The sequence below is a fragment of the Stenotrophomonas sp. 22LJNL06-5-1 genome, from assembly GCF_056861455.1.
This window is the reverse complement of record NZ_JBSPUE010000001.1, coordinates 786,893-805,261: the sequence shown is the minus strand read 5'-3', so window position 1 is coordinate 805,261 and position 18,369 is coordinate 786,893. Positions and strand designations below refer to the sequence as shown.

Below are 18,369 nucleotides of genomic sequence, written 5' to 3'. Positions count from 1 at the left end.
GGTCAGGACTGCGGCGGCGTGGCGGTGTTTTCCGCGCGGTCGCCGCTGCGGAAGCTGACGTAGGCTTCGCCACGCAGTTCCTGCAGGAAGCGGTTGTACTCGTCTTCCAGCTTGCGGCGGCCGATGGTCTCACGGACCTGGGCACGCTGATTGTCGGTGGTCACGTCGGTCTGGCGGGTGCCCACGCGCTGCACGATGTGCCAGCCCGCATCGGTGCGGAACGGCTGGCTGACGCCGCCATCCTGGATGCCGGACACCTGCTGGCCGAACGCCGGACCGAACGCGTCGGCCGGGAACCAGCCCAGATCGCCGCCCTGGCCCTTGCTGTTGTTGTCCTCGGAGGACTCCTTGGCCACGGTCTCGAAGTCCGCGCCACCGGCGATGCGGGCACGCAGGGTATCGATCTTGGCCTTGGCGGCAGCGTCGCTCTGGTGATCGTCCACGCGCACCAGGATGTGGCGGCCGTGGTACTCGGTGACGGTGTGCTCACCACCGCTGGCGGCGCTGGCATCACGCACTTCCACCAGCTTCAGCAGCTGGAAGCCGCTGGGGCCGCGGATCGGGCCGACCACTTCGCCGGGCTTCATCTTTTCCATCATCTGCGCGAAGGCCTGCGGGATTTCATCCAGGCTGCGCCAGCCCAGGTCGCCGCCTTCCAGCGCGTTGGGGCTGTCCGAATAACGCACGGCGGCGGCGTTGAAGTCCAGCTCACCCTTGTCCAGCAGGGCCTTCACGCCTTCGGCCTTCTTCTGGCCGGTGGCGATCTGGTCGGCGTTGGAGCCGTCGGGCAGGGCGATCAGGATGTGCGCCAGGTGGTACTGGTTGCCCACCGTGGCCTGCTGCTTCAGGGCGGCGTCGACTTCGCCCTCGCTGACGCTGATGCGGCTCTGCGCGAAGCTCTGGCGCAGGCGCTGCACGGTGATTTCATCGCGCACCGAAGCGCGGAAATCGTTGAAGTCGATGCCGTCGTGGGCCAGGCGCTGGCGCAGTGCATCCAGGTTCGAGCCGTTCTGCTGGGCGATGGCATTCATCGCCTGGTTCAGCTCCTGGTCGCTGACACGGATGCCGCTGCCCTGGGCGCGGGCCACCTGCAGCTTGACCAGCACCAGGCGCTCGAGCACCTGGCGGCTGAGCACGTCTTCCGGCGGCAGCTGGTTTTCACGGCCGGCGTACTGCGCCTTGATGTTGGCGATCGCACGCTGGAGCTCGCTCTGCAGGATCACGTCCTCGTCGACGACGGCGGCGATGCGGTCCAACGGCTGCGCCTCCTGCGCGAGCACCTGCAGGGGGGCGGACACGCTGGACACCGCCAGCAGGGAGGCGAGAAGAACGGGGAAGCGCTTGGTCATGGGATCTGATTCGGATCGTAGTCATCCCGGGTCGCCCCGGTGTTGCTGGGCGGCACGAGATAGAGGTCGTCGCGGTTGTAGCCGAGGATAGCACGGCGCAGCGTACGGTCCGTGTCCTGGCCGATGGAGCTGAGGCCCTTGAGCACGAACTCCAGCTGGATGGAATTGTTCATGTCGCCTTCGCGGTTGCGCACGTAGCGGCGGGCCACCGCACGCACGGCCAGGCAGCAGCTGTCCCACTGCACGCCGGCGATGATCTCCAGCGGTTCCTTGTCCTGCAGCGAGTAGTAATACCGGCCCACCAGGCTCCAGCGCGCATTCAGCGGGTACAGGAACGACAGGTCGGCCTGCTCCAGCAGGGTCCGGTCATGCTTGTTGGCGGTCGCCGGGGCGCCGGCGTTGATGCGGTAGCGGTAGCTGAGGTTGATCACGCCATCGTTGGGCATCAGATAGCGGGCGCGGACGCTGGCCAGATCCTCGCGCTTGTACTTCGGGTCCCACTGGTAGGTGGCGCCCAGGGTCCAGCGGTCGTTGATCATGTAGTTGCCGTCGGCGATCCACGCCGACTTGCCCTTCTCCACCGGCGCGCCGCCCGGCGTGGTGCTGACCCGCGATTCGTCGAAGTACTGGATCTGGCCGATCGCGGCCGAGAAGCGTTCCTTGCCGGTGGTCTGGTCGATGAAGCGGGTGCCCAGTGCCAGGGTCAGCTGGTTGGCATCGTTCTGGCGGTCGGCGCCGGTATAGCGCGAGTCGCGGAACAGCTGGCCCCAGCTGAAGGTGAAGTCACGGGTGTCGAAGATCGGCAGCTCGTCCTGGTTGCGATAGGGCGTGCGCAGGTAGAACAGGCGCGGCTCCAGGGTCTGCAGGAATGACTTGCCACCGATCGACGTCTCGCGATCGAAGAACAGGCCGGCATCAAGGCTGCCGATCGGCAGGCTGCGGCTGGGCGAGGTATTGCCGCGCAGCTGTTCCGGGGTGGCCGTGGCCGGGTCGATGCCCTGCGAGCGCAGGATCTGGCCACGGATGCCGTTGACACCGTCGACCAGGCCGCGGTCCAGCTGGTAGGCCGTGTAGCGGTAGGCCAGGGTCGGGGTGATGTACCAGGCCGCGCCACTGATCGGGAACGACACGTACGGCTTCACGTCCAGGCGCGAGCCACCACTGATGCCAAGACCGGATGTCTGCTGGATGCCGTTCCGCGTGTACTGCAGATCCGTGCCGCGGTCCGGTCCGTACTTGAAGTTGACGTCGTCGTGGGTGAAGCGCACCGCTTCGGTGTAGATGCCGGTTTCCAGCCACGGCAGCACCGGCTTGTTCCAGTTGAAGAACAGGCGTGGCTCGCGGTTGTAGGGCAGGGCGCGCTCGTCGAGGGTGTAGTCGGTCAGCTGCCAGCGGTCGGCCATGATGCCGGCCGTCCAGTTCTGGCCGGTGCCGTACAGGCCGATGGTGCTCTGCAGGTTGGAGGCGGTCACCCCCACCAGGCGGTTGGCGAAGTCCTCGACATAGCGTTCGTCGCTCACCCAGGCCAGGTTGGCGCGGGCCTGCCAGTGGCTGTTCACGTTGTGGTAGCCGTCGAACATCACCCGGCCGCGGTCGCGGTCGCGCAGCTTGTCGTTGGGCATGTAGCTGGTCAGCACCTCGCCACGGCCGCCGTTGTAGAGGTAGCGGAACTCGTTGTCGAGCAGCAGGCCGCGCCGGCTCATGTAGCGCGGGGTCAGGGTGTCGTCGTAGTTCGGCGCCAGATTGAAGTAGATCGGCTGCGCGTAGTCGACACCGTTGCGGCCGGACATGCCCAGCTGCGGGAACAGCAGGCCGGTCTTGCGGCGGTCATCGATCGGGAACTTGAAGTAGGGCGCCCACAGCACCGGCACTTTGCCGATGCGCAGCACGGCGTTGCGGGCCGTGCCGAAGCCTTCGTCGTTGTCCACTTCGATCTGCGGCGCCGACAGCTTCCACACCGGCTGCGACGGGTCGCAGGTGGTGTAGGTGGAGCGGTGCATCTGGCCGACCGCGCCCTGCAGGTCGACCGATTCGGCATCGCCGTTGCCCCGGCGCGACACCAGCTGGTACTTGATGTCGGAGATCTTGTGGGTGTCGCTTTCCTGGTTGCCTTCGGCGCGCTTGGCGACCATCCGGATCGACCCGTCCTGATAGCGGACATTGCCGTCGGCGATGTAGTTGCCGGTCTCGGTGTCGAAGCTGAGCTTGTCGGTACCGACGAACTGGTCACCCCGGCGCAGCGCCACGTTGCCCTCGTACTGCGGCACGGTGGTGGTGCCCAGCAGCTGGTCGCCTTCGATGTCGGTCGGCTGGTTCTCGCGGGCGGCCGCGGCGGCAGCCTTGTCCTGGGCCGGGACCGGGGTGGGGGCGTCGGTGAACGCGGGAATGACGTCGGTGGCCGGGCACAGGCCCCAGTTGAGCGGCTTATCATCGGCCATCGCCGGCAGGCTGATGGCGATGCTCAGAGGCAGGGGAAGCAGGCGGAGGGCTCGGCGCACGCGGTTCGGATTCGGGCGAAAACGGACGGTAGCTTGCCCCATCCCTTGCATAGGGGCAATGAAGGACGCCGGAGCCTGCCGGTTCGGGTTCATCCGGCGGAGGCACCCGCAGAAGGCGTGATCAGGGCCTGGACATGGGCCACGCTGCATTCGGCAAGGGCCTGCAGGTCGTAGCCTCCCTCCAGCATCGAGACCACCCGGCCGGCCGCGTGACGGCGTGCCAGCGCGTGCAGTTCACGGGTGATCCAGGCGAAATCGTCGGTCTCCAGCATCAGGTCTGCCTGCGGATCACGCAGGTGGGCGTCAAAGCCGGCCGAGATCAGCAGCAGCTGCGGGCGGAAGTCGTCGATGGCCGGCAGCATCTCGTCGGCCCAGACATTGCGGAAGCGGAACCCGCCACTGCCCGGGGGCAGCAGGATGTTCATCAGGTTGCCGGCACCGCGGTCGCGGCGCAGGCCGGAATTGGGAAACAGCCCGGCCTGGTGGGTGCTGTAGTACGAGACCCGGGCATCGTGCTGGAAGATGTCCTGGGTGCCATTGCCGTGGTGCACGTCGAAATCGACCACCGCGATCCGCTCCAGGCCATGGCGGTCGCGGGCATAGGCGGCGGCGATGGCGATGTTGTTCAACAGGCAGAAGCCCATCGCCGTGCTGCTGGTGGCGTGGTGGCCCGGCGGGCGTACCGCGCAGAAGGCCAGCGGGTCCTCGCCCAGCATTACCGCATCGACCGCGGCCACGCCGGCACCGGCGGCGTGCACGGCGGCGCTGGCCGAACCCGGCGAGGTCCAGGTGTCCATGTCCAGCTGCCGCAGCGGCGCGGTCTGCGGCTGCAGCACGAAGTCGAGCAGGGCGCTGTCGTGGACCCGGGTCAGTTCACCGAACTTGGCTGGCGGCGCTTCGCGCCAGTCCAGCTGGCCGGGGAAGGCGGTGTGCAGCGCGTCCAGCACATGTTGCAGGCGTTGCGGGCACTCGGGATGGCCGGGACCGGGGTCATGCAACAGGCAGGACGGGTGGGTATAGACCAGCATCGTGCCGACTCAGCGCTGGCGCTGCTGTGGTTGCCACAGCGCTTCGCCCTGGCCATCGGCGCGGGCCAGCACTCGGGCCAGCACGAACAACAGGTCCGACAGCCGGTTGAGGTACTGCAGTGCCTCGCTGCGCACGGCTTCGTGGCGGGCCAGGGTGACCGTTTCGCGCTCGGCGCGACGGACGATGGTGCGGGCCAGGTGGCAGCGCGCGGCGGCTTCGCCACCGGCCGGCAGGATGAATTCCTTCAGCATCGGCAGGTCGGCGTTGTAATGGTCCAGCTGCTGTTCCAGGGCCGAGACGTCGGCGGCATGGATCGCGGCGTGGCCGGGGATGCACAGTTCGGCGCCCAGATCGAACAGCTGGTGCTGCAGATGCACCACCAGCGCGCGCACATCCTCGGGCAGGGGCGCGGCCAGCAGCAGGCCGAGCGCGGCATTGGCCTCGTCGACGGTGCCGAAGGACGCCACGCGGGCGTCATCCTTGGCCACGCGCTGGCCGTCGCCAAGGCCGGTACTGCCGTCGTCGCCGGTGCGGGTGTAGATGCGCGAGAGGCGATGACCCATGGCGCGGCTCAGTGGCGGATGTCGCGGCGGGCCTGCTGGAGCTTCAACACCTGCTCCACAGCCAGCTGCAGGGCGGCGGCCAGCGCCACATAGATCGCCGTGGTGCGCAGGTAGGGCCCGAACCACTGCGCGTAGTTCTGTGCCCAGCCGGCCAGGGTCGGTTCGGCCACGTTGCGGCTGGACCAGTAGAAGCCGCCCTGTGCCAGCAGATGGCAGACCGCCACCGAGGCGACCAGCAGCAGTGCGCCCTTGGCCAGTACCGGCCAGCGCGCGCTCTGGTAGTTGCGGCCCAGCAGCATGCCGCCGGCCCACAAAGAGAAGTAGGCCGGCAGCAGCAGCCAGTAGCCCGGGGAGACGCAGTAGTGCTGCCAGAAATCCAGTCCGCTGCTGCGGATCACGATCCAGTCCACCAGCACGGCGAACACCATCAGCAGCGGGAACGCCCAGCGGGTCCAGCGGGCCAGGTAGAAGCCACCGATGAAGAACACGGCCCAGGAGGCATCCGGAATGGCCGCGAAGTGATTGACCCGGGTCGCCGCCAGCAGCAGTACGAGTACGGACAGGACGAAGGCGCGGTTGGCGGTATCGGACATGGCGGGGGCCCGGAGCGGATTCAGGTTTCATTCTAGCCCGCCGCGCAGGTTGGCGCAGGTGCCGCCCGTTCGGCGTACAGTCGGGGCGAGCGCGTATCATGAACACATGAGTGAACGACATGACGTGCTGATTGTCGGTGGTGGCCTGGTGGGTGCCAGCCTGGCCATTGCCCTGGACCGCCTGGGCCGTGACGTGGGCCTGCTCGAGGCCAGCCCGGCCGGCGAGCTGCCTGCGGTGTTCGACCAGCGCAATCTCAGTTTCGCTGCTGCCACCGTCAATGCGCTGACCGCGCTGGGGGTGATGCAGAAGCTGGCGATGGCGCCGGGCCCGATCCGGCGCATCCATGTCAGTCGTGCCGGCGATTTCGGCCGTGTGCAGCTCGAAGCGGCCGATTACGACCGGCCGTGGTTCGGCCAGGTGGTGGTCGCGCGCGATTTCGGCCAGGCGCTCGAAGCGCGCCTGCAGGAGCTGCCGCGCCTGCGCCGTTACCGGCCGATGCGGTTCCTGGGGCTGGGCGAGGTGGTCGATGGTTACCGCCAGGTGCGGGTGGCTGACGAGGCCGGCGAACGCGTGCTGCTGGCACGCCTGGTGGTAGGGGCCGATGGCACCACCAGCGGCGTGCGTGGCGTGCTGGGCATCGAGGTCGACCGCCATGATTTCCAGCAGACCCTGTTCGTGGCCCGTGTACGCAGCCAGCGCGCGCCGGATGGCACCGCGTGGGAGCGTTTCACCGATACCGGCCCGACGGCCCTGCTGCCGCGCGGCGATCGTCACTTCGGCACCGTGCACGGTGTTGCACGCGACCAGGCCGATGCGGTGATGGCGCTGGACGATGCGGCCTGGCTGCAGCGCCTGCAGGATGCGATCGGCTGGCGTGCAGGTCGGCTGCTCGAATCCGGCCCGCGCAGCGCTTACCCGCTCATCCAGGTGCTGGCGCGCGCGTTGGCCGGTGAACGCACGGTGCTGCTCGGCAATGCCGCGCAGACCATCCATCCGCTGGGTGCACAGGGCTTCAACCTGGGCCTGCGCGATGCGCTGACCCTGGCAGAACTGCTGGAAGATGCACACGATGATGCCGGCAGCGATGCACTGCTGCAGGCCTATGTCGCGCGCCGCGAGGAAGACCGCCGGCAGACGGTGGCGTTCTCCGGCGGCCTGGCGCGCCTGACCAGCAACCCGGCGCCGCTGATGCGGCCGCTGCGCAGCCTCGGCCTGGTGGCCGCACAGCGCGCCTCTGTGCAGTCGATGCTGGTGGGTGGCGCGATGGGCTTCCGTGGCGAAGTGCCGCGCCTGTGCCGTGGAGAAGCCGCATGAGCCGGCGCATGCGCCTTGATGTGGCCATCGTTGGTGGCGGCGTGGTCGGTGCCGCGTGCGCGCTGGCGCTGGCCGATGCCGGCCTGTCGGTTGCGCTGGTGGAAGGCCGTGAACCGGCACCGTGGCAGGCCGCACAGCCGGACCTGCGCGTGTTCGCCTTTGCCGCCGACAACGTGCAGCTGTTGAACCGCCTGGGCGTGTGGCCGGCGATCGCGCAGGCCCGCGCCTGGCCCTACCGGCGCATGCAGGTGTGGGATGCGGCCGGTGGCGAAGATCTGCTGTTCGACGCCGATCGCTTCGGCCGTCGTGAACTGGGCTGTATCGTCGAGAACGGCCTGCTGCAGGATCGCCTGTGGGCGGCGTTGCCGGCGGCGGGCGTGCAGTTGCACTGCCCGGCACGGGTAGAAGCGCTGGAACAGGATGAAGACGGCGTGCGCCTGCGCCTGGATGACGGTCGCCGCCTGGAAGCGGCGTTGGCGGTGGCCGCCGACGGTGCCGAGTCGACCCTGCGCCAGCTGGCCGGGATCGAGGTGGAGCGGCACGATTACCACCAGCGTGGCGTGGTGGCCTATGTGGACAGTGATCTTCCCAACCAGGCCACGGCCTGGCAACGCTTCCTGCCGACCGGGCCGTTGGCGCTGCTGCCGGTGGCAGAGCGCCGCAGTTCGATCGTCTGGACCCTGCCCGAGGAGGAAGCGGCTCGCGTGCTGGCCTTGGACGAAGATGCGTTCAACCGCGAACTGACCCGCGCCTTCGCTGCGCGCCTGGGTGACCTGCGGCTGGCATCACCGCGCGCAGCCTTCCCGCTGCGTCGCCAGCTGGCCCGTCATTACGTGGCCGGCCGTGTGCTGGCATTGGGTGATGCCGCGCACGTGGTGCATCCGCTGGCGGGGCAGGGCGTGAACCTGGGCCTGCGCGATGTTGCCGCCCTGCAGCAGTGGCTGGCGCCGTCGGCCGAGCGTCGTGGACAGCCGCGTCTGTCACCGCAGCGCCTGCAGCGCTGGGCACGCGAACGGCGCAGCGACAACCACATCGCCGCCTACAGCTTCGATGCGATCAACCGCCTGTTCTCCAACGACGAAATGCACCTGACCCTGGCCCGCGGTCGCGCGCTGGGCTGCGTCGGCAGATGGCCGCCGCTGGTGCAGGCATTCTGGAAGCGCGCCGCCGGGGTCTGATGCAAAAAGGGGACGGAGGGGATTAAGTCGTTTGCGGCACAAACGACTTAATCCCCTCCATCCCCTTTTTTCAGTCGACCAGCCAACCGGCCAGGTCAGCACGATCCAGCTTGCCGCGACGCTTCACGTCCAACGCATTGAACTCATCGGCCAGCGCCGGGTTGGCCTGCGCTTCCTCGCGGCTGATGAAACCATCGGCGTTCAGATCCAGCACGGCGAAGTGGATGCGGTACTGGCCGACCACGCTGCTCGGTTCCAGCGAACGCACGGTTACCTGTGCCTCGCCGGCTGGCCGTGCAATCTCGACGCTGCCGCTGACCCGGCCAGCATCCAGCGGTTGCTGGCGGATCGCGCCGCCGGTGGGGCCCAGCGGCTGGCTCTGCGCAGGGGTGTGCGGCAGCTGCTGGGCAATGGCCGGTGCGGCTGCCAGCAAGGTGATCAGCATGGCGAGTGAGTGGTATCGCATGGTTCCCTTCCTCGGTAGCGCCGGGCCCTGCCCGGCGGGCGCGGTGGCCTCAGCGCAGCGGCGAGGCCAGTACCGTGATCTCCTCACGGTCGTGATAGAGCTGCTTGGCACGTACCACCAGCGGCTTGCCGGCCTGGTCCTGGAACAGGTCCAGGCACAAGCGGGTTTCGTCCCAGCGCTTCTTCATCGGCAGCTTCAGATTGAAGATCGCGTGCCTGCACCAGCCTTCGCGGAACCAGGTGGCCATGCGTTCGGCCACGCGGCGCGGCTGCTCGACCATGTCGCAGACCATCCAGTCCAGTGGCTGCTCCGGGTGCCAGTGGAAGCCATCGGCACGCAGGTGCTCGACCAGGCCGGTGTCCAGCACGTGCTGGCGCAGCGGGCCGTTGTCGATGCTCAGCACGTGCATGTGCTGGCGGGTCAGCACCCAGGTCCAGCCGCCCGGTGCGGCACCCAGGTCGGCCGCGCGCATGCCGGGCTTGGCCAGCGCTTCGCGTTCTTCCGGGGTCAGCAGGGTCAGCAGCGCTTCGTCCAGCTTCAGCGCCGAACGCGAAGGCGCTTCGGGCAGCAGCTTCAGGCGCGGGATGCCCAGTGCCCACGGCGCGCTGTCGGCCGGGTCGGCCACGCAGACGAAGGCGTGGGTGCCGTCGACAAACACCACGTGCAGCCGCGGCAGGCGATTGCTTGGCTTGTCAGTGAGCTTGCCGGCCTTGCGCAGCACCGGGCGCAGTGCATTGCCGAAGGCACGGGCCAGCCCGGACAGCGGCTTGCCGGCGTCCGAATCGGGGTGCTCCACCCACAGGTCGCCGAAGCGCGGCGCATCGGCCAGCACTTCCAGCATCGGGGTGATCCGGTCAGCCGGGTCCAGCTGCGGCAGCTCGGCCAGCACCACCAGTTTCTGCCGCGCGAAGATCAGCTCACGCCAGCGCAGGCGCGGAGCCAGTGCCGCAGCTTCGTCGCACATGAAAAGCACGTAGCCGTCATTGCGCTGGGTACGCGCATAACCTGCGAAACCGGCTTCGCCGGCGCGGAACTGCAGCTCGCCGGCCAGCTCGGGCTCGAAGCCCTGCCGGCACAGGCACAGCAGGCCGATGCCGGTCTCAGTAACGGGCGCCATCGCTTTCCCCATAAGCACGCAGCACGCTGCGCGCGGCGTCGCGGTTCAGGCCCTGCACCACTTCGATGCCACGCTTGTTGAGTTCACCCACCCAGTCTGCCGGCAGCGGGCCTTCATCGAACGGGGTCAGCTCTTCGACGTCGGCCGAGTTGGCACCGATCAGCAGGCGGTCGATGCCGGCCCACACGGTAGCGCCATAGCACTGGCAGCACGGCTGCGAACTGGTGGCCAGGGTGACCGGCGACAGCACTGCGTTCAGGCGCGGGGTCTGCAGGCGCTGCTGGGCCAGCATGTAGGCCATGTTCTCGGCGTGCGCCAGCGAGGTCGCATGCGGCATCACCCGGTTCACGCCGGCGGCGATGACCTTGTCGTCCGGGCCGAACACCACGGCACCGAACGGGCCGCCACTGGCGTGCTCGACGTTCAGCCGCGACAGCTCGATCGCCAGCGCGACCTTGGCCTCATCGCCCGGATATCGACGATCCAGGTCGATCTGGTCGTGGATCCAGGCGGGAAGGGTCAGGTGGACTTGCGCGTACAGCATCGCGGGGGTGCCTCGTAGTGGGATGGAAGAAAGTGCGGTTGCTTGGGAAACCGGCGCGCAGTGTAGCTGCACCGGCCTGTATCGGGTGTGGCGGCGGGTCAGCCCGGCGAGCCGGTGCGGATCACCATGTACTGCTTGCGGAATTCCAGCCCGGCCTCCGGCCAGCTGGCCGCGTAGGCGCGCAGCAGGGGCAGGGCGGCGGCAAAGTCGTGGCCGTTGACCCGGCAATCGGCCTCGCACAGGCCGTCGGCATCGCGCGAGGCGAACAGGCGGATGGCGAGGAATTGGCGGGCTTTCAGCAGCTCGTCGAAGGCGTCCATGCTGCGGGTGAACAGGCAGCAGGGGCAGGAACCATGGTCGTCCTCGCTGCAGGTGGAGGTATCCACTTCCTGCGCACGGTAGTGCGCCAACGGCCCCAGCACCACGGTGCGCTCGTGTTCCTCGCCATCGTCACTGGCCGGATAGGTCAGGCCCATCATCGGCAGGCCCTGTGCATCTTCGGCGCCGATCGCGGTCTGCAGGGTCGCCAGGTCCACCCGCACCCAGGTCTGGAACCCGGACAGCAGCGAGGCCTGCTCATCGGCACCGTTGGCGTGCTGGTACTCGAACAGGCCATCGGCGAACAGCTGCGGATGCTGGCTTTCGATGACGGTGGAGGTCTGCCAGCCGCCGTTGTCGCGCGCGTGCGCGGCCATCGCATGCGGGGTCAGGCGCAGGCCGCTGTCCAGCAGCAGCGCGTTGCCGTCGATGCGGCTGGCGATGCCGGCGTCCTGCAGGACCTGCTGCAGCAGCGGGAGGAGTGCGGCGGAGGTCGTGGTCATGTCAGGCCTGTGGGTGGATGGGGTGGAACATCCAGGCAGGGCCTGGGGATCTAGCGGTCGAGCGCGTCGAGTTCGGCGCGATATCGCAGCGCGTCGGGCTGCTGCTGCGGATCGTTGCCGTGGTCGCGCAGCCAGGTTTCCAGCTCGCGGCGATAGTCCGCGCGGAAATCGGCATTGCCCGGGCTGAAGTGCAACTTGCGCGCCGCCACTTCCACCCGCTCGCGTGCGCTGGCACGGGCCTGGGCGATGCCGTGCGGGGATTCGTTGGTGAGGATGACGAAGTTGCGCGGGAAACCCGGCGTGTACTTCACCACGAACGGCTGGTCGGGCGCCGGGATGCGGATCGCGTTCTCCAGCGGCCACAGCGAGGCGGTGTTGGTGTGGAACACCACCTCCACGTCGCGGCCCTCGGCGGTGCGCAGCACCCCTTCGTAGCGCCAGATGTACTGCTCGTTCATCGTCGAACTGGTGCGCTCGGACTTCACGATCACCGCTTCACCACGCTCGCCCACCACGTTGAGGAAGGCGGCGTTGAGGAAGTGGCCGAGGAAGATGTTGAGCATCGCCAGCGGGAACACCACGATGGCGTAGCCCGGAAAACGCCGCCACCACGAGACCAGCCCGGCCAGCACCATCGCCGAAAAGAACGTCAGCAGCGGATGCTGCGAGATGAACCAGAGCAGGACGGAGAGGGCAGTGATCATGGTCGCGGTCATGCGGGCGCCGTCCTGGCGCCCGCGCAGGTCCTCAGGCCGACCAGGTATCGCGCAGGGTCACGCTGCGGTTGAACACCGGCTTGGCCCCGGTGTGGTCGCGGCGGTCGGCGACGAAGTAGCCGGTACGCTCGAACTGGAACGACTGCTCCGGTGCGGCGCTGGCCGCGGCCGGCTCGACATAGCCGGTGACAGTGCGGCGCGATTCCGGGTTGAGGTAATCGCGGTAGGTCTTGCCTTCTGACTCGTCGTCGGGGTTCGGTACCGAGAACAGGCGGTCGTACAGGCGGATCTCGGCCGGCACGCCGTGCACGGCGCTGACCCAGTGGATGGTGCCCTTGACCTTGCGGTTGGCGCCTTCCATGCCCGGACGCGATTCCGGATCCAGCCAGCCGCGCAGTTCGGTGATGGTGCCGTCGGCATCCTTGATCACTTCATCGCAACGGATGATGCCGGCGCCGCGCAGGCGCACTTCGCCACCCGGGATCAGGCGCTTCCAGCCCTTCGGTGGCACTTCGGCGAAGTCCTCGCGGTCGATCCACACTTCGCGTGCGAATGGCACTTCGCGGCTGCCGAAGCTCTCGTCCTTCGGGTGGTTGCTGAAGGTGAGCTGCTCTTCGTGGCCTTCCGGCAGGTTGGTCAGCACCAGCTTGACCGGGTCGACCACCGCCATGCGGCGCGGCGCTGCACTGTCCAGGTCTTCGCGCAGCGCGCCTTCCAGCACGCTGAAGTCGATCAGCGAATTCTGCTTGCTGATGCCCACGCGCTCGGCGAACAGGCGCATCGCAGCCGGAGTGTAGCCACGGCGACGCAGGCCCTGCAGGGTCGGCATGCGCGGGTCTTCCCAGCCGTCCACCAGCTGCTCGGTGACCAGCGCCATCAGCTTGCGCTTGCTCATCACCGTGTAGTTGATGTTCAGGCGCGAGAACTCGATCTGGCGCGGCTTGGCCGCTTCGCGCGGCAGGCCGGCATCGACCAGCGGCTGGGTAAGCGTGTCGTCATGGGCGAAATCGACGTTGTCCACGCACCAGTCGTACAGCGGGCGGTGGTCTTCGAATTCCAGCGTGCACAGCGAGTGGGTGATGCCCTCGATCGAATCGCCCAGTGCATGCGCGAAGTCGTACATCGGGTAGATCGGCCACGCGTTGCCGGTGTTCTGGTGCTCGACGTGCTTGATGCGGTACAGCGCCGGATCGCGCAGGTTGATGTTGCCGCTGGCCATGTCGATCTTGGCGCGCAGGGTGCGCGCACCATCCGGGAATTCACCGGCACGCATGCGGCGGAACAGGTCGAGGTTCTCCTCGACGCTGCGGTCGCGCCACGGTGACGGGCGGCCCGGCTCGGTCAGGGTGCCGCGGTAGGCGCGCACTTCTTCGGCCGACAGGTCGCAGACATAGGCCTTGCCCTGTTCGATCAGCTTTTCAGCGGCCAGGTAATAGGTCTGGAAGTAGTCCGAGGCGTGGCGCAGCTCGTTCCAGCTGAAGCCCAGCCAGCGCACGTCGTCCTGGATCGCGGCCACGTATTCCGGGTCTTCCTTGGCCGGGTTGGTGTCGTCGAAGCGCAGGTTGCAGACGCCGCTGAACTCACCGGCGATGCCGAAGTTCAGGCAGATCGACTTGGCGTGGCCGATGTGCAGGTAGCCGTTCGGCTCCGGCGGGAAGCGGGTCTTGATCGCCTGGTGCTTTCCGCTGGCCAGGTCCTCGCGCACGATCTGGCGGATGAAATCGCGCTTTTCGTGGCTGTCGGCGGGGGTCTCGGGGCTGGCGGGGGTGTGCTCGGACATGAGTCGGCGAAAAGAAAGGCAGAAAGACCAACAGTCTAGCGCGTACGGGGCAGGGCTGCCCGGTGGGGTGTGGGGATGCCGGCCGCTGGCCGGCAGAACGGTCATGCGCCGTCACCACCACCATTCAGCCCCCGGGCGTATGCTGGAACCCTGTCCCACGGAGCCGCCGCATGCACATCGTGTACAAGGCCGACAACCTGTTCGACGCCCATCTGGTCAAGCACGCGCTGGAGGACGCCGGCATCCCGGCCTTCGTGTTCGGCGAGTCGTTGCTGGGCGGCATGGGCGAGCTGCCGCTGTTTGGTGTGCTGCGGGTGGGAATCCCCGATGCGGCACGCCCGCAGGCCGAGGACATCGTGGCGGCGCTGGACTTGGGCCACGCGCCGGACGCCCCCATTTCAGATGCAGACGACATAGCCGGCCTTCCGGCGTAGGAGCGCATCATGTTGGGAATTGGCCAGGGCATCCTCGGCATCGGCGCCTTCAAGCAGCGCCTGCCGCGCCCGGAAGAAGCACTGCCGGGGCGTGACCAGCCGTTGCCGCTGCACAGTAACCAGCACTTCGTGAACAGCCATCCGCTGAAGGACCGTTTCGCCGGCCTGCAGCAGATCCGTTTCGCGCTGGGCTGCTTCTGGGGTGCCGAGCGCAAGTTCTGGACCGAGCCGGGCGTGTACAGCACCTCGGTCGGTTACGCCGGTGGCATCACTCCGAATCCGACCTATGAAGAGGTCTGTTCGGGTCTGACCGGTCATACCGAAGTGGTGCAGGTGGTATTCGATCCTGCGGTGGTGAGCCTGGAGCGGCTGCTGCAGCTGTTCTGGGAAAGCCACGACCCGACCCAGGGCATGCGCCAGGGCAACGACACCGGCACCCAGTACCGCTCGGCGATCCACGCCACCGACGAGGCGCAGTACGCCGCCGCGCTGGCCAGCCGCGAGGCCTACCAGGCGCAGCTGGATGCGGCCGGCTACGGCCCGATCACCACCGAGATCGTGTACCCGGCACCGGCGTACTACTACGCCGAGGATTACCACCAGCAGTACCTGGCGAAGAACCCGAACGGCTACTGCGGCATCGGCGGCACCGGCGTGAGCTGCCCGATCGGGTTGGATGTGGAGGCGCCGCGCTGACGCGCGGTGGTCCGCCTGCGGCGGGCAACGTCAACGGCTGAAAGCCAAAGCCAAAGCGGCTCTGGGTTGCTGCTTGTTGGGTGGGGCGGTGTGGGTTGGCAGGACACGCCGTGAACCCGTCCCTGGGGGCTCGATGGCGCCTTGCTCGTGTGCGCTGTCCTGCGCACACGGCAAGACCGGGGTTGGGCGTCCTGCCCAACCCGCCCGAGGCATGCCTCGGGCCCATGGCGCCAACGGTCCTGCCAACCCACACCGCCCCACCCCCGACAGTTTCCCGGTGACGGTGGGAAAGAGCATTGGGTTACTGACGAACTGATGGACAACAAAAAGGACGCGGCGTTCGCCGCGTCCTTTTTGTTTGGTTCTGCATTGCCCTTGTAGAGCCGAAGGCAGCGGCAGGAGCCGCTGCCAACGTCGCTTGCGACGGCCCGGAGGGTGCCGGTCAGGACGACCGGCATAGCCATGCTCGGCTCCGAGCAAGCGAAGCGCGCGACCCGCTGTTGCTCTTCTTTCTTTCTTCCGTGGCGGGCGGCCACCGGAAACTGTCAGAGGGCGGGCGGGTTGGGTTCGCGGGGGTGTCCGCGGCATGGATGCCGCGGCCAAGCCCCCATGGATGGGTTCACGGCGTCCCCCGCGAACCCAACCCGCCCGACCCAGCACGGCTGTTGCTCTAGCAGTCAATCGAGCAAGCTCGACTCTACCGACCCGCCACGAGGGGCTCAGCCGTTGGCCGAAATCCTCACAGTTCCGAGCGAATGCGCTCGCGCAGCGCCTGCAGATCCTTGGCAAACGCATCGATACCGGTCGCCAGCTTCTCGGTCGCCATCGGATCGGCCGCCAGGTCTGCTGCGAACTTCGCCGCATCGATCGGGGTCACCGCCGCGCCATCAGCCGCACCGGCCACCAGCTTGCGCGGCAGCTCGCCGTGGTCGGCGTCCAGCTTCTCCAGCAGGTCCGGCGAAATCGTCAGGCGGTCGCAGCCGGCCAGCGCTTCAATCTGCGCGGTCGAACGGAACGAGGCGCCCATCACCACCGTCGGCGAACCGCGACGCTTGAATTCGGCATACACGCCACGCACGAACTTCACGCCCGGGTCTTCGTCGATGGTGGCCGGGGCCTGGCCGTTGGCCACGTACCAGTCCAGGATGCGGCCGACGAACGGCGAGATCAGGAACGCGCCGGCTTCGCTGCAGGCCAGCGCCTGGGTCGGGTTGAAGATCAGGGTCAGGTTGCAGTCGATACCCTCGGCCTGCAGGATGCGCGCGGCTTCCACGCCTTCCCAGGTCGCGGCGATCTTGATCAGGATCTTCTCGCGCGGCACGCCGGCGTCGGCGTACATCTGGATGAACTGGCGGGCCTTGGCCACGGTGGCGGCGGTGTCGTGGGCCTGGTCGGCATCCACTTCGGTGGACACGCGGCCCGGCACCAGCGTGCTCAGCAGCGCGCCGACGCCGATGGTCAGGCGGTCGGCCACGGCGTGCACCACCGCTTCGCGGTCGCCACTCTGCTGGCGGCCCCAGGCCAGTTCGCGTTCGATCAACTCGGCATAGACCGGCAGGTCCAGCGCCTTCTTCACCAGGGTCGGATTGGTGGTGCAGTCCACCGGCTGCAGGCGCTTGATGGCGTCGTAGTCACCGGTATCGGCAACGACCACGGACAGTTCGCGCAGCTGGGACAGTTTGGACGGGGTACTCATTACGGCTCCTGGTGCAGGGGGATCGAATCGCGCGCGGTGCGCAGCGGTAATCAGGGGCGGTCGTTGTGGACCGCGGTCACGCGCAGGCGCAGCTTGCGGCCGCCGGGCGCGTTCCAGTCGATGCTCTGGCCGATCGAAAGGCCGAGCAGGGCACTGCCGACCGGGGCCAGCACGGAAACCTTGCCTTCATCGACGTTGGCTTCGCGGGGGAAGACCAGGGTCAGGACGTGCTTCTCGCCCGACACTTCATCTTCGCACTCCACGCGCGAATGCATCATGACGATGCCTTCGGGAATCTGGTCCGGTGCCAGCACGGTGGCACGGTTGAGTTCTTCAGCAAGCGCGAGCGCGGCAGGCGTCTGGCTCAGCGCAGGGGATTCGAGCATGGCGTCCAGGCGGTCCATGTCGAAGGTGGAAACGGTGATCGACGGCGGCAGGCCGCTGGCGGTACTCATGGTGAAGCTCCTTGGTTGAAAGCCATGCAAAAGGCGGCACCTGCTGGCGCCGCCTGTCTGTATTGTGGGGACAAATGCGGCCGGAATCGACTCCTGCCGATTCCAGGCAGGTGCTGCGGGGGTTCAGCCGTTCAGCGCGGGGCCGGGCAGGGCGGCAGTGTCGCTGGCGGCGTTGACCGCCTCCAGGGTGAACAGCGCCTGCGGCAGGCGCTTGAACTGGTCGGCCAGCTCCATCAGGAAGTCGTTCATGGCCGAGCTGCGGCGCCAGATCATGGCGATGCGGCGGCTGGGACGGCCCTCGCCGGTGAAATCGAGCAGGCGGATGTTGTTCGAGCGCGGCACCGGCGGCTGCACCGACAGGCTCGGCAGCAGCGTGATGCCGACGTCGGCGGCGACCATCTGCCGCAGGGTTTCCAGGCTGGTGGCGCGGAACTCGGACTTCTCGTTGGCGCCGAACAGGCGGCAGACTTCCAGTGCCTGGTCGCGCAGGCAATGCCCGTCTTCCAGCAGCAGCAGCTTCTGCGTGGCCAGTTCCTGCACGTCCAGGTGTTCGCGACGGGCCAGCGGGTGGCGCCCGGAGACGGCCAGCAGGAACGGTTCCTCGAACAGGAACTCGGCATGCAGCTGGTCGTCGATCACCGGCAGCGCCAGCAATGCAGCGTCGAGCTTGCCTTCGCGCAGGCGGTCCAGCAGCACATCGCTCTTTTCCTCGACCAGCAGCAGTTCCAACTCGGGGAAGCGATCGCGGATGCGCGGGATCACATGCGGCAGCAGGTACGGGCCGAGGGTCGGGAAGATTCCCAGGCGCACTGTACCGGCTTCCGGGTCGCGGCTGCGTCGCGCCGCTTCCTTCAGCTGTTCCACTTCGGACACGATCACCCGCGCCCGTGCCGCCGCTTCCTGGCCGGCCGGGGTCAGCATCACCTTGCGCGGTGCGCGTTCCACCAGCGGCAGGCCCAGCTCTTCTTCCAGCTTGCGGATTTGCGTGGACAGCGTGGGCTGGCTGACAAAGCAGGAGGCGGCAGCCCGGCCGAAATGCTTGTGGTCGGCCAGGGCTACCAGGTACTTCAGATCACGTAGGTTCATCCTTACACCCCAGGGGTAACGGACCGGCTGACG

At 67.8% G+C, this 18,369-nt stretch carries 18 protein-coding genes; 4 read left to right on the top strand and 14 right to left on the bottom strand.

Annotation, left to right across the window (positions count from 1 at the left end):
• Positions 1 to 2: 2 nt before the first annotated feature.
• The 5 genes from AC13GF_RS03840 to AC13GF_RS03820 all read right to left on the bottom strand — a co-directional run bounded on the left by AC13GF_RS03840 (position 3) and on the right by AC13GF_RS03820 (position 6,032).
• Complete coding sequence (locus AC13GF_RS03840) at positions 3 to 1,349, bottom strand: peptidylprolyl isomerase (RefSeq protein ID WP_049435572.1); 1,347 nt, start codon at positions 1,347 to 1,349, stop codon at positions 3 to 5.
• Positions 1,346 to 3,847 (bottom strand): LPS-assembly protein LptD, encoded by a 2,502-nt coding sequence (gene lptD / locus AC13GF_RS03835; RefSeq protein WP_483003313.1) that lies wholly within the window; start codon positions 3,845 to 3,847, stop codon positions 1,346 to 1,348. Before lptD ends, AC13GF_RS03840 begins: the two co-directional genes overlap by 4 nt.
• 89 nt (positions 3,848 to 3,936) lie before the next feature.
• Positions 3,937 to 4,875 (bottom strand): histone deacetylase family protein, encoded by a 939-nt coding sequence (locus AC13GF_RS03830; RefSeq protein WP_126928711.1) that lies wholly within the window; start codon positions 4,873 to 4,875, stop codon positions 3,937 to 3,939.
• Between the two features lie 9 nt (positions 4,876 to 4,884).
• The gene (locus AC13GF_RS03825; protein ID WP_043398096.1) at positions 4,885 to 5,439 is read right to left on the bottom strand and encodes a cob(I)yrinic acid a,c-diamide adenosyltransferase; all 555 of its coding nucleotides are present in this window, start codon (positions 5,437 to 5,439) and stop codon (positions 4,885 to 4,887) included.
• Positions 5,440 to 5,447: 8 nt separating this feature from the next.
• Positions 5,448 to 6,032 carry a hypothetical protein gene (locus AC13GF_RS03820; protein ID WP_019338105.1) on the bottom strand — a complete coding sequence of 195 codons (585 nt, stop codon included), beginning with the start codon at positions 6,030 to 6,032 and terminating at the stop codon, positions 5,448 to 5,450.
• Positions 6,033 to 6,138: 106 nt separating this feature from the next.
• Here AC13GF_RS03820 and ubiH point away from each other — a divergent pair, with 106 nt between their 5' ends.
• Together ubiH and AC13GF_RS03810 are read left to right on the top strand one after the other, a co-directional pair.
• Positions 6,139 to 7,347 carry a 2-octaprenyl-6-methoxyphenyl hydroxylase gene (gene ubiH / locus AC13GF_RS03815; protein ID WP_483003311.1) on the top strand — a complete coding sequence of 403 codons (1,209 nt, stop codon included), beginning with the start codon at positions 6,139 to 6,141 and terminating at the stop codon, positions 7,345 to 7,347.
• Positions 7,344 to 8,525, top strand: coding sequence for a UbiH/UbiF family hydroxylase (locus tag AC13GF_RS03810; protein ID WP_483003309.1), 1,182 nt, complete (start codon positions 7,344 to 7,346; stop codon positions 8,523 to 8,525). The genes ubiH and AC13GF_RS03810 overlap by 4 nt, the downstream gene beginning before the upstream one ends.
• Positions 8,526 to 8,595: 70 nt before the next feature.
• On the opposite strand, the gene AC13GF_RS03805 is transcribed toward AC13GF_RS03810, so the two are convergent.
• The 6 genes from AC13GF_RS03805 to AC13GF_RS03780 form a co-directional block, all read right to left on the bottom strand.
• Positions 8,596 to 8,991 carry an EF-hand domain-containing protein gene (locus AC13GF_RS03805; RefSeq protein WP_483003307.1) on the bottom strand — a complete coding sequence of 132 codons (396 nt, stop codon included), beginning with the start codon at positions 8,989 to 8,991 and terminating at the stop codon, positions 8,596 to 8,598.
• Positions 8,992 to 9,040: 49 nt separating this feature from the next.
• On the bottom strand, positions 9,041 to 10,108 hold the full coding sequence (gene rlmM / locus AC13GF_RS03800) for a 23S rRNA (cytidine(2498)-2'-O)-methyltransferase RlmM (protein WP_483003305.1): 1,068 nt from the start codon (positions 10,106 to 10,108) through the stop codon (positions 9,041 to 9,043).
• A complete protein-coding gene (locus AC13GF_RS03795; protein ID WP_004154307.1) occupies positions 10,092 to 10,652 on the bottom strand; it encodes a nucleoside deaminase in 561 nt (186 codons plus the stop codon). The genes rlmM and AC13GF_RS03795 overlap by 17 nt, the downstream gene beginning before the upstream one ends.
• 98 nt (positions 10,653 to 10,750) lie before the next feature.
• A complete protein-coding gene (locus tag AC13GF_RS03790; protein WP_483003303.1) occupies positions 10,751 to 11,473 on the bottom strand; it encodes a DUF6348 family protein in 723 nt (240 codons plus the stop codon).
• Between the two features lie 50 nt (positions 11,474 to 11,523).
• Positions 11,524 to 12,177: a hypothetical protein gene (locus AC13GF_RS03785; protein ID WP_483003708.1), complete on the bottom strand. Its 654-nt coding sequence runs from the start codon at positions 12,175 to 12,177 to the stop codon at positions 11,524 to 11,526.
• Between the two features lie 43 nt (positions 12,178 to 12,220).
• Positions 12,221 to 13,969, bottom strand: coding sequence for a glutamine--tRNA ligase/YqeY domain fusion protein (locus tag AC13GF_RS03780; RefSeq protein WP_483003302.1), 1,749 nt, complete (start codon positions 13,967 to 13,969; stop codon positions 12,221 to 12,223).
• A 170-nt stretch (positions 13,970 to 14,139) separates the two neighbouring features.
• Between AC13GF_RS03780 and AC13GF_RS03775 the strand changes: the two genes are divergently transcribed.
• Together AC13GF_RS03775 and msrA are read left to right on the top strand one after the other, a co-directional pair.
• Entirely contained in the window at positions 14,140 to 14,403 is a 264-nt protein-coding gene (locus tag AC13GF_RS03775) for a putative signal transducing protein (RefSeq protein ID WP_010481810.1), read from the top strand.
• Between the two features lie 30 nt (positions 14,404 to 14,433).
• Positions 14,434 to 15,099, top strand: coding sequence for a peptide-methionine (S)-S-oxide reductase MsrA (gene msrA, locus AC13GF_RS03770; protein WP_032968772.1), 666 nt, complete (start codon positions 14,434 to 14,436; stop codon positions 15,097 to 15,099).
• 739 nt (positions 15,100 to 15,838) lie between these two features.
• Here msrA and AC13GF_RS03765 read toward each other — a convergent pair.
• From AC13GF_RS03765 to AC13GF_RS03755, 3 genes are all read right to left on the bottom strand, one after another.
• Positions 15,839 to 16,795 carry a transaldolase gene (locus AC13GF_RS03765; RefSeq protein ID WP_483003300.1) on the bottom strand — a complete coding sequence of 319 codons (957 nt, stop codon included), beginning with the start codon at positions 16,793 to 16,795 and terminating at the stop codon, positions 15,839 to 15,841.
• 50 nt (positions 16,796 to 16,845) lie between these two features.
• Positions 16,846 to 17,250, bottom strand: a complete 405-nt coding sequence (gene rnk / locus AC13GF_RS03760; protein ID WP_005408156.1) for a nucleoside diphosphate kinase regulator — start codon at positions 17,248 to 17,250, stop codon at positions 16,846 to 16,848.
• A 123-nt stretch (positions 17,251 to 17,373) separates the two neighbouring features.
• Positions 17,374 to 18,336 (bottom strand): LysR substrate-binding domain-containing protein, encoded by a 963-nt coding sequence (locus AC13GF_RS03755; protein ID WP_483003298.1) that lies wholly within the window; start codon positions 18,334 to 18,336, stop codon positions 17,374 to 17,376.
• Positions 18,337 to 18,369: the final 33 nt, after the last annotated feature.

Excerpts from the sequence above, each read along its gene's own strand:
- AC13GF_RS03840 (WP_049435572.1), bottom strand. The coding sequence starts at position 1,349 with ATGACCAAGCGCTTCCCCGTTCTTCTCGCCTCCCTGCTGGCGGTGTCC.
- AC13GF_RS03830 (WP_126928711.1), bottom strand. The coding sequence starts at position 4,875 with ATGCTGGTCTATACCCACCCGTCCTGCCTGTTGCATGACCCCGGTCCC.
- AC13GF_RS03825 (WP_043398096.1), bottom strand. The coding sequence starts at position 5,439 with ATGGGTCATCGCCTCTCGCGCATCTACACCCGCACCGGCGACGACGGC.
- AC13GF_RS03820 (WP_019338105.1), bottom strand. The coding sequence starts at position 6,032 with ATGTCCGATACCGCCAACCGCGCCTTCGTCCTGTCCGTACTCGTACTG.
- ubiH (WP_483003311.1), top strand. The coding sequence starts at position 6,139 with ATGAGTGAACGACATGACGTGCTGATTGTCGGTGGTGGCCTGGTGGGT.
- AC13GF_RS03810 (WP_483003309.1), top strand. The coding sequence starts at position 7,344 with ATGAGCCGGCGCATGCGCCTTGATGTGGCCATCGTTGGTGGCGGCGTG.
- AC13GF_RS03805 (WP_483003307.1), bottom strand. The coding sequence starts at position 8,991 with ATGCGATACCACTCACTCGCCATGCTGATCACCTTGCTGGCAGCCGCA.
- rlmM (WP_483003305.1), bottom strand. The coding sequence starts at position 10,108 with ATGGCGCCCGTTACTGAGACCGGCATCGGCCTGCTGTGCCTGTGCCGG.
- AC13GF_RS03795 (WP_004154307.1), bottom strand. The coding sequence starts at position 10,652 with ATGCTGTACGCGCAAGTCCACCTGACCCTTCCCGCCTGGATCCACGAC.
- AC13GF_RS03790 (WP_483003303.1), bottom strand. The coding sequence starts at position 11,473 with ATGACCACGACCTCCGCCGCACTCCTCCCGCTGCTGCAGCAGGTCCTG.
- AC13GF_RS03785 (WP_483003708.1), bottom strand. The coding sequence starts at position 12,177 with ATGATCACTGCCCTCTCCGTCCTGCTCTGGTTCATCTCGCAGCATCCG.
- AC13GF_RS03780 (WP_483003302.1), bottom strand. The coding sequence starts at position 13,969 with ATGTCCGAGCACACCCCCGCCAGCCCCGAGACCCCCGCCGACAGCCAC.
- AC13GF_RS03775 (WP_010481810.1), top strand. The coding sequence starts at position 14,140 with ATGCACATCGTGTACAAGGCCGACAACCTGTTCGACGCCCATCTGGTC.
- AC13GF_RS03765 (WP_483003300.1), bottom strand. The coding sequence starts at position 16,795 with ATGAGTACCCCGTCCAAACTGTCCCAGCTGCGCGAACTGTCCGTGGTC.
- rnk (WP_005408156.1), bottom strand. The coding sequence starts at position 17,250 with ATGAGTACCGCCAGCGGCCTGCCGCCGTCGATCACCGTTTCCACCTTC.
- AC13GF_RS03755 (WP_483003298.1), bottom strand. The coding sequence starts at position 18,336 with ATGAACCTACGTGATCTGAAGTACCTGGTAGCCCTGGCCGACCACAAG.